Source organism: Longimicrobium sp., from assembly GCA_036387335.1.
In the GTDB taxonomy this organism is placed as follows: domain Bacteria; phylum Gemmatimonadota; class Gemmatimonadetes; order Longimicrobiales; family Longimicrobiaceae; genus Longimicrobium.
Genome location: DASVTZ010000018.1, coordinates 1 through 9,742 on the forward strand (window position 1 = coordinate 1; position 9,742 = coordinate 9,742).

General features: G+C 72.0%; 6 protein-coding genes. 5 read left to right on the plus strand and 1 reads right to left on the minus strand.

Annotation, left to right across the window (positions count from 1 at the left end):
- The 3 genes from VF647_01685 to VF647_01695 form a co-directional block, all read left to right on the plus strand.
- The coding region (locus tag VF647_01685; protein ID HEX8450773.1) for a protein-glutamate O-methyltransferase CheR at nt 1–932 on the plus strand (932 nt) is incomplete at its 5' end.
- Nucleotides 932–1,537: a chemotaxis protein CheB gene (locus VF647_01690; GenBank protein ID HEX8450774.1), complete on the plus strand. Its 606-nt coding sequence runs from the start codon at nt 932–934 to the stop codon at nt 1,535–1,537. The genes VF647_01685 and VF647_01690, both read left to right, overlap by 1 nt.
- Nucleotides 1,534–3,252 (plus strand): ATP-binding protein, encoded by a 1,719-nt coding sequence (locus VF647_01695; GenBank protein HEX8450775.1) that lies wholly within the window; start codon nt 1,534–1,536, stop codon nt 3,250–3,252. The genes VF647_01690 and VF647_01695 overlap by 4 nt, the downstream gene beginning before the upstream one ends.
- A gap of 431 nt (nt 3,253–3,683) precedes the next feature.
- Here the strand turns inward: VF647_01695 and VF647_01700 are convergent, their stop codons facing one another.
- Nucleotides 3,684–7,619: a carboxypeptidase regulatory-like domain-containing protein gene (locus VF647_01700; GenBank protein HEX8450776.1), complete on the minus strand. Its 3,936-nt coding sequence runs from the start codon at nt 7,617–7,619 to the stop codon at nt 3,684–3,686.
- 205 nt (nt 7,620–7,824) lie between these two features.
- On the opposite strand from VF647_01700, the gene VF647_01705 reads away from it, so the two are divergent.
- Together VF647_01705 and VF647_01710 are read left to right on the plus strand one after the other, a co-directional pair.
- Nucleotides 7,825–8,622: a response regulator transcription factor gene (locus VF647_01705; protein ID HEX8450777.1), complete on the plus strand. Its 798-nt coding sequence runs from the start codon at nt 7,825–7,827 to the stop codon at nt 8,620–8,622.
- 103 nt (nt 8,623–8,725) lie between these two features.
- The coding region (locus VF647_01710; protein ID HEX8450778.1) for a HAMP domain-containing protein at nt 8,726–9,742 on the plus strand (1,017 nt) is incomplete at its 3' end.

Consider the following 9,742-nt stretch of genomic DNA (forward strand, 5'->3'; position numbering starts at 1 on the left):
GGGCGGCGGGGGATGCATCCCCCGCCGCGGCCCCGGCGCGGCGGGCGGAGGAGCGCGACGGCCGGGCGGAGCGGCGGGACGACGTCGCGCTTCCGGACACCCCCGCCGCGTACCGCCGCGACGTGGAGAAGCTGGAGGTGGAGCTGCTGATGGAGGGGATCTTTCGCCAGTACGGCTTCGACTTCCGCAGCTACGCCTACTCGTCGCTCAAGCGGCGGCTGTGGAAGCGCATCCAGGCGGAAGGGCTGGCCACCGTGAGCCAGCTGCAGGACCGGGTGCTGCACGACCCGGCGATGATGGAGAAGCTCCTGCTGGACCTCTCCATCAACGTCACGGCGATGTACCGCGACCCATCGTTCTACGCCGCGTTCCGCAACGAAGTGGTCCCGCTCCTGCGCACCTACCCCTTCATCCGCATCTGGCATGCGGGGTGCTCCACGGGGGAGGAGGTGTACTCGATGGCCATCCTGCTGAAGGAGGTGGGGCTGTACGACCGGTCGAGGATCTACGCCACGGACATCAACGAGGTGGTGCTGCAGCGGGCGCGGGCGGGGATCTTTCCGCTCGACAAGATGCAGGAGTACACGCAGAACTACCTGCGCGCCGGCGGCACCGAATCGTTCAGCCAGTACTACACGGCGATGTACGACGGCGCCCGCTTCGACCCCGCGCTCACCCGCAACGTGGTGTTCTCGCAGCACAACCTGGTGACCGACGGGTCGTTCGCGGAGTTCAACGTCATCGTGTGCCGCAACGTGATGATCTACTTCGACCGGGAGCTGCAGAACCGCGTGCACGAGCTCTTTTACGACTCGCTGGTGAACTTCGGGATCCTGGGGCTGGGGAGCAAGGAGAGCATGCGGTTTACGGCGTACGAGGACCGGTACGAGGCGCTGAACACGAAGGAAAAGATCTTCCGGAGGCTTTCGTAGTGACGGGTGAAGACGCGGGATACCGGATCGTCGCCGTCGGTGCCTCCGCGGGAGGGCTGTACGCCCTGCGCATGCTGGTGGCCGCCCTGCCGGCCGACTTCCCCATGCCGGTGGCGGTGGTGCAGCACCGCAGCAAGGACTCGGAGCTGCTCTGCGAGCTGCTGCAGGAGTGCACCGCGATGGAGGTGTACGAGGTGAACGACAAGGAGGAAGCGCGCCCGGGGTGCGTGTACATCGCCCCCCCCGACTACCACATGCTGGTGGACGACGGCTACTTCACCCTTTCCACGGAGGCGCCGGTGCGCTTTTCGCGCCCCTCCATCGACGTCACGTTCGAGTCTGCCGCGGATACGTACGGAATGGACGCAATCGGGGTGGTGCTGACCGGGGCCAACGCGGACGGGTCGCGGGGGCTGCGGCGCATACTGGACGCGGGAGGGCTGGGGGTGGTGCAGGACCCCGCCACGGCCGAGGTGCGGGTGATGCCCTTCGCCGCGGCCAAGGCGTGCCCGGAGGCGTGCGTGCTTCCCATGGAGCAGATCGCGCCGTACCTGGCGGGGATCCGCCGGCGCCGCGTGCCGCCCTGCGCCCCGGTGCGCGGATGACCGGAGAGCCGCGCGCGAGCATCCTGGCGGTGGACGACCGCCCGGAGAACCTCTTCGCCCTGGAAGCGATCCTGGAGCCGCTGGGCCACACCGTGGTGCGCGCCAACTCCGGCGAGGAGGCGCTGCGCCAGGTGCTTCAGCAGGACTTCGCCTGCATCCTGCTGGACGTGCAGATGCCGGGGATGAACGGCTTCGAGACGGCGCAGCTCATCAAGAGCCGCGAGCGCTCCCGCCTCACCCCCATCCTCTTCCTGACGGCGATCTCCAAGGACGAGGCGTTCATCTTCGAAGGGTACTCGGTGGGGGCGGTGGACTACATGTTCAAGCCCTTCAACCCGGACATCCTGCGCAGCAAGGTGGCGGTCTTCATCGACCTCTACCTGAAGACGCAGCAGCTCCAGGAGCAGGAGCGCCGCCTGCGCGAGAGCGAGCGCCGCGAGCTGGAGCTGCGCCACCGCGGCGAGCTGCAGGCCAGCGAGGCGCGCATGGCGGAGATCGTGAGGTCGGCCATGGAGGCGATTATCACCTTCGACGGCGGCGGGCGCATCACCCTCTTCAACGCCGCCGCGGAGCGAATGTTCGGCGTGTCGGCGAGCGACGCGGCGGGGCGGCCGGTGCACGACTTCTTCGAGCCCGACTTCGACGAGGCCTCGCTGGACGCCATCTGCGCCGCGGGCCGCACGTCGGGCACGGAGGCCGGCCCGGCCCCCACGCCGCAGAGCCGTGCCCTCACCGCCACACGCCCGGGCGGCGACAGCTTTCCCGTGGAGGCGTCGCTCTCGTGCCTCCAGCTGGACGAGGAGCGCGTCTTCACCGTGATCGCCCGCGACATCAGCGAGCGCAAGCGGGCCGAGGAGGCACTGCGGCAGCAGGCGGTCTCGCTGGCGCAGACTTCGGAGCAGCTCAAGCAGCTCAACGACCAGCTGCAGACGCGGCAGCGCGAGCTGGAGGCGGCCATGAGCGCCCGGTCGCGCTTCTACGCCTCCATGAGCCACGAGCTGCGCACCCCCATCAACGCCATCCTGGGCTACAGCTCGCTCCTGCTGGACAACATCTACGGCGAGCTGAACGAGCAGCAGTCGCGCGGCATCGAGCGGGCCAACAAGGCGGCGCGCCACCTGCTGGAGCTGGTCAACGACATCCTGGACCTTTCCAAGATCGAGGCCGGCAAGGTGGACCTGGAGATCCAGAACGCCACCTTCCCGGACGTCATCCAGGACCTCTTCATCACCGTCCGCCCCCTGGCCGACGAGCACGGCTCCGAGCTGGCCCTGGACCCGTGCCCCGTGCCGGTGACGGTGGTGACGGACCCGCGCCGCGTGCGGCAGATCCTCCTCAACCTCCTTTCCAACGCCATCAAGTTCGGCGAGGGCAAGGCGATCACCGTCGCCTGCCGCCCGCGCGACGACGGCGGCGTGGTGGTGAGCGTGGTGGACCGCGGCCGCGGCATCCCGGAAGAGGACCTGGACAAGATCTTCGACGAGTTCGTCCAGCTCCACCAGCCCGATCCGCAGCAGGGCACCGGCCTGGGCCTCCCCATCTCGCGCCGCCTGGCGGAGCTGCTGGAGGGTTCGCTGGAGGTGGAGTCGCGTGTGGGGGAGGGAAGCACCTTCACCCTCTCTCTCCCCGCCAAGGTGCAGCCCCCCCCCGCCATGCGCGAGGACCCGTTCGAGACGATGGCGCTGACGGGCGCGGCGGCGCGGGCGGCGGAGTAGGGCGGGCATCCAGGCCCCCGCCCCCCCGGCCCCCCTCCCCCAAACTGCGGGGGAGGGGGGAGGGCGCGTAGGGCCCCCGGCCCCCTCCCCCGCCTGCGGGGGCGCAGGGCGGGGGAGGGGGAGAACTTCGTTCGCGCTTCGCAGATGCCCGTAGGGGCGCGATTCATCGCGCCCGTGCCCGCCGCCGCTCCGCCGCCCGCTCCGCACGCGGATATCCGGTAGGGGCAGACCTGCGTGTCTGCCCACCCTTGCCGCGACCTCAACGCCCGCCCACGCACACCAATCCCGTAGGGGCCGCCCCACGTGGCTGCCCGTGCCCGCCCGCGCCCTGACGTGTGCGACCCCCGGCCTAGATGCACGCGAAACGCCCCTCCCCCGCAGTTGGGGGAGGGGCCGCGTGGACCGAGCGGGGGAGGGGGCTTCCCGCCCGCTTACCGCCCCGGCGGCGTCGTCGGCACCGGCGTCGGCTGCGTCGGCGGGGTTGTCGGCGTCGGCTGTGGCGGGGTCGTCGGCACGGGCGTTGGCGTCGACGGCGTCGGCTGCGGCTGCGGTGTGCCCGGCGCCGGTGCGGGCTGCTGCGTGGGCGCCGGGGTCGTCGGCGGGGTGCCTGCGGGCGGGGTGCCACGGCGCGCGCCGCCTTCGCGGTTGCGCGGGCGATCCTCGCGGGGGCGCTGGCCGCCGCCGGGGCCGCCGAAGTTGCCCAGCGGGTTGCGCAGCGCGGCGGGAACACGGCGCCACTGCTCCGGCGTCAGCACCCCCTGCACCTCGCGGAGCGCGCGCTGCACGTTCTGGCGGCCGGGCTCCAGCAGCGGCCCCACACGTCCGAACAGCTCGCCCGCGTTCTGCGCGTTCGCGTTCGCGGGGATGGCGGCGCGGACGGCCGCGCGCACCGGCTCGTTGCGCGCGCGCAGCGAGTCGCGGATCGCCTCGATCCCCGTCACCTGCTCGGGGGTCAGGTTGAGCGTGTCGCGCAGCAGAAGGATCGGCGACACGGGGTCGGGAAGGAGGCGCGAGAGAAGCGCGTTCACGTCGATCCCGCCGCCCTCGCGGACGATGCCGCCGAACCCGCCGCCCTGCCCGCCGAACCCGCCCGGCCCACCTCCACCCGGCCCGCCCCCGATCGCCGCAAGCCCGCCGAAGCCGCCCTGCCCCTGCTGCGTCCCGATCAGCAGCCGCGCGGAGAGCTGCACCTGGAACGGCGAGCCGAAGCCGCCTCGCCGCGAGCGCGTCTCGCCGAAGCGCTCGTTGACCTGGTACAGGAAGCGGTTCTGCGCGGGGTCGAAGCCGCGCGGGTAAAGGAGCACCTCGTCGCGCCCGAAGCCCTGCTGCCCCCACCCGCGCAGGTTGTCGCTGCCGTTGAAGAGCAGGTCCGCGCCGGCGAAGAGGTTGGTCACGTCCAGCGACACCGAGAGGCGACGCGCGAGGGTGGGGAGCTGCGGGCGGAAGGTGCCGCGCAGGTCCAGCGTCCCCGTCCACGGCCCGCGGCAGCTGTTGCGGCCGGCGATGGAGCCCTGCTGCGACTCGATGCACTCGCGCACGCCGCCCTCCGCGCCGTCCAGCAGGCGCGCCATCCCGTTGGCCACCGCCGTGTCTCCAGACGCGCCCGGCGCGAAGACGAACGCGCGGTCGTTGCGGGCGCCGTCGCCGTTGATGTCGCCGCCGACGAGCGGGGTGAACGGGTTGCCGCTCGTGGCCCGGCCGATCAGCGTCACCTCCCACGCCTGCCCGAAGGGAACGCCAAGGACGGTGACCAGCGAGTGGCGCCGCTCCAGGTCGCTGGTGGACCACTCGCGCACGTTGGGGTTCCCCGCCGTGGTCGGCTGCGAGAAACCGGAACGCGGCGCGCCGGACGAGAACGACGACTGGTCGCGGACGCGCGAGAAAGTGTACGAGGTCTGGAAGGAGATCCGCCGCGGAAGCTGGCCGTTGAAGCCCAGCGTCGCCTGCGTGCTGCGCGAGCCCAGATCCGAATCGACCGCGAAGACGTTGGAGAGCTCCGGGTTCTCGCGCGAGGCGAAGAAGGGGATCTGCCCCGTCGCAGTGATGGCGGAGGCCGGCGCGTACACCGGCCGCCCGCCCTCGGATGCCAGCGCGAAGGCGGGGGCGTCGTCGCGCAGGTTGAGGTCGCGCACGCCGTACAGGTTCACGCCCCACGCCTGGCTCACGTCGATGCTGGCGTTCAGCCGCGGCCGGAGCTGCGTCTGGAAGCCGAGCGAGGCGCGCCACGAGCGCGGCGCTCCGAAATCCGGATCGAACACGGTCACCGTCGGCAGGCGCCGCACCGGCTCGCCCGCGCCGCCGTCCGCGCACGAGGTGGGGATGGCGGAGGGGTCGCGCTGGTACGCCCCCCAGTCCGGCACCGGCACGCGCGCGCCCACGCACTCCAGCAGCGTCTCGCCCGTAGCGAGCCCCGTCTGGTCCAGCGCGGATGCGAAGAGGGAGAAGGGAGCGCGCCCGCGGAACTCGCCCACGCCGCCGCGCACCAGCCGCAGCGGCGCGCCCTGCTCGTTCAGCCGCCACGAGAAGCCGAGGCGCGGACTGACGTGCAGCTCGCTCGGAATGAAATCGGTCCGGTAGCCGAAGAGGCGCTCGATCTCGGGATTGCGCGCGGGGGACTCGTCGAAGCGCGTCGCCTCGCCGCGGGCGCCGAAGGTGAGCTGCACGCGGTCCAGCGGACGCCAGGTGTCGCCGACGTAGATGGCGGCGTTGACCCCGCCGCCCTCCGTCTCGCGCGTGGTGAGTGAGCGGGTGAAGCGGGTGGGCCGCCCCTCCTCGAACGCCTCCAGCGACTCGAACTCGAACGTGCCGAAGCGGTCCGGCGTGCTCTCCTGCCGGAACGCCGAGTGGTTGAAGAGGCCGCCGATGCGCAGCCGGTGCCGGTCGCGGAAGAGGAAGGAGAGCTCGTCGCTCAGCTCCGTCGTCGTCTCACGCGTGAGGGTGGGGAGCTGGCGGTCGCCGCCGAAGACCAGCGTCGCCACGCCGCGATCGCCCTCGCCCAGCTCGGACGCGACACGGACGCGGCCCTCGGGAACCTGCTCGTAGGCGTTCTGGTCGCGCTCGTCGCGATTCACGGAGGCGCGCAGCTCGTTGATCCACCCCGCGCCGAAGCGAGACGTGAGGGTGAGCTGCCCGCCGCCGCCGCTCGTCCCCACCTCGCCGCCGTTGCCCAGCGTCTCCAGGAAACCGATGCGGGCGTTGTCCTGCTCGTAGAGGCTCAGGTTGCCGCGCAGGGCCAGCGTGTGGCGCGGCGTCAGGTTCCAGTCCACCCGGCCCAGCGTGGTGAGCGCGTCGCCCGTTCGCTCGAAGAGTCCGCTCCGCCCGTTCACGCCGTAGCGCGTCTGGAGCGCTCCCAGGAAGCGATCCACCGACTCCGGGCTCACGCCCAGCGCGCGCACCGCGTCGTCGTCGCCGGGGGTGAGGGAGTAGAGCTCGTCGCTGCGGCGCTGCGCCTGGAACGAGAGGTAGTAGAAGAGCTTGTCGCGCACGATGGGCCCGCCCAGCCCGCCGCTGAAGCGGTTCTGGGTGAAGCCGCCGCCCCACGACGGAACGCCCGCGTTCCCCTGCAGGTTGGGATCGCGGAGCTGGTACTGGAATGAGCCGTTGAACTGGTTCGATCCGCGCCGCGTGGTGAGCGCCACCTGCCCGCCGGAGAACTGTCCGCGCGCCACGTCGTAGGTGTTGGTCACCACCTGCGTGCCGCGCACCCCTTCCTGCGGAATCCCCAGCGGCGACCCGCCTCCCGACTGCCCGCCGGAGAGCGCGGAGGTGAAGGACGCGCCGTCGAGCGTCACCTGGTTGAGCGCCGCCCGCTGCCCCGCGACCGAGAACGACCCGCGCGCCTCGCTCGAATCGCCCTGTGTAACCGCGACGACGCCGGGGCTGAGCGTGGCGATGCGGGCGGGGTCGTTGTCCTCCAGCGGGAGGCGGTTGACGGTCTCGCCGGGGAGGGTGCGCTCGGTGCCGCCCGCCGCGTTGTTGGAAGGCGGCGGGGTGCGGCTGGCGCGCGCCGTGATCCCCTCCAGCGCCACCGCCCGCTCGCCCAAGCGGAAGTTGGTGACCAGCACGTCCTCGTCCGCCTCGCGCGCGGCGACGGCGGTGGCGGCCGCGAAGCCCAGCGCCGTCACCCGAAGCTGGTAGCGCCCTCCGCCGTCCGGAAAGGTCAGCGTGTAGCGCCCGTCCGGACGCGTGGTGGTTGACCTGCGCAGGTTCCCCTCGGCGGAGACGGCTTCCACGGTGGCGCCGGAGACGGGCGCGCCGGTGGGGCCCGTTACGCGCCCGGTGAGGAGGTCCGTCGTGACGCCCACCTGCGCCGCCAGCGCGGCGGGGGCGAGGAGGATGGCGCAGACCAGCGCTCTGAGATACGGCATGCGGCTCCACGCGCCCCAGAACGAGGGGCGGTCCTGTCGTTGATGGTCGGATGACGGGGCTACCTTCACGTTGACAGCCGGGAGCCCGAGAACGTTGGGTGCCCATCGTCGCCCCGCTCGTTCGGGATCGTTACTCCGGCGTTACCGGCGCCCGTTACACTCCACGGGACGATGCACGTGTCGTGCTCCCCTATGGAGGTGAACCTTGCCGACCGCTTCCTGGAAGCCTCATCTTGCCCGCGGGCTCCCCGACTTCGTGGGACTGCCCAGCCACGACAAGGCCGAGGCCGTGAAGCCGCTGAACGCACACATCCTGGTGGTGGACGACGAGCCCGACATCTCGGCGCTCGTGGCGTACCACCTGGCGCGCGAGTCGTACCGCGTCCGCACCGCATCCACGGGCCCCGAGGCGATCCGCGCGGCCGAGGTGGAGCGCCCGGACCTCATCGTCCTCGACCTGATGCTCCCCGGCATGAGCGGCCTCCAGGTGCTGGAGGAGCTGCGCCGCCGCCCGGAGACGCTAGACATCCCCGTCATCCTGCTGACCGCCCGGCGCGAGGAGCAGGACCGGATCCAGGGGCTGCGGCAGGGTGCGGACGACTACGTGGCCAAGCCGTTCTCGCCGCAGGAGCTGATCCTGCGCGTGGGCGCGGTGCTGCGGCGCGTGCAGCAGGCGCCGCCGGTTGGCCGCGGGGGCAAGGTGGTGCGCGTGGGCCCCTTCTCGGTCGATTCCGGCGCCGCGCGCGCCGAAGTGGGCGGCCTGCCGCTGGAGCTGACGCCCACCGAGTACCGTCTCCTCCTCACCCTCATGGAGCGCCGCGGCCGCGTGCAGACGCGCCGGCAGCTCCTGGAAGCCGTGTGGGAGGTGACCGCCAACATCGCCACGCGCACGGTGGACATGCACGTGCAGCGCCTTCGCAACAAGCTGGGCGACGAGGCGGACTGGATCGAGACGGTGCGTGGCTTCGGCTACCGGTTCCGTACCGAGCCGCCGGTCCGCTGAAAAACCGCAATCTCACGCGAAGCCGCAAAGACGCGAAGGAGTGCATGCGAAGCCTCTTTGCGTCTTTGCGCCTTTGCGTGAGACCTGCTGTTAGGATGATTGAATGACGCTGCGGCTGAGGGCGGACCAGAAGCTCTTTCTTTCGTACCTGGCGCTGATCGCGGCGGTGGTGGTGGCGCTCACGCTGGGGGTGGGCTCCACCCTGCGCACGCACCTCACCGAACGGCTCTCCGCGGATCTGCGGCGGGAGTTGTTTTTGGCGCGCGAGCTGTACGCCACCCGGCCCACCGCGCACCCTGACGAGGTGGCGGACTGGTTGGGCGCGCTCAGCAGCCGGCGCGTCACCATCGTCGCGCCGGACGGGCGGGTGCTGGGCGACTCGGAAGTGGATGCGGCGGGGCTGACGCATCTGGAGAACCACTCCGACCGCCCCGAGATCCGCGACGCGCGGCGGGCGCCCGATCGCGTGGGCGTCGCGATCCGGCTCAGCAGCTCGCTGGGTGACGAGCAGCTCTACATGGCGCTGCAGGCGGCGGATGGAAACGTCATCCGCATCGCCGATCCGCTCAGCGAGATGTACGCGGCGGTGGCGCGGGTGCAGCGCGGCATCTTTGGGGTGGGATTGGTGGCGCTGGTGCTGGCCGGCCTTCTCTCGCTCGGCTTCTCCATCGCCGTCACGCAGCCGCTGCGGCAGATCGTGCGGGCGGCGCGCGCCATGGCAGCCGGCGACCTCTCGCGCCGCGCGCGGCTGGGCGGGCGCGACGAGCTGGGCGAGCTGGCCGACGCGCTGGACCTCCTCGCCGGCGAGCTGCAGCGCCGCCTTCGCCAGCTCGAGGGCGAGCGCGCGGAGATGCAGGCGCTGATCGACTCCATGGCCGAGGGGGTGATCGCGCTCGATGCCGAGGGGCACGTGCGGCGCACCAACCCGGCGGCGCGGCGCATCTTCAACCTGGTGGGCGACCCGCGCGGCCTCTCCCCTCAGGAGGTGGCGCGCAGGCCGGCGTTCCTGGACGTGGTGCGGCGGGTGCTGGAGGGCGCGCAGGTGCGGCCCGCGGAGCTGACGCAGGACGGCCGCAGCCTCCTGGCCACCGCGCAGCCGCTCCCCGGCGGCGGCGCGGTG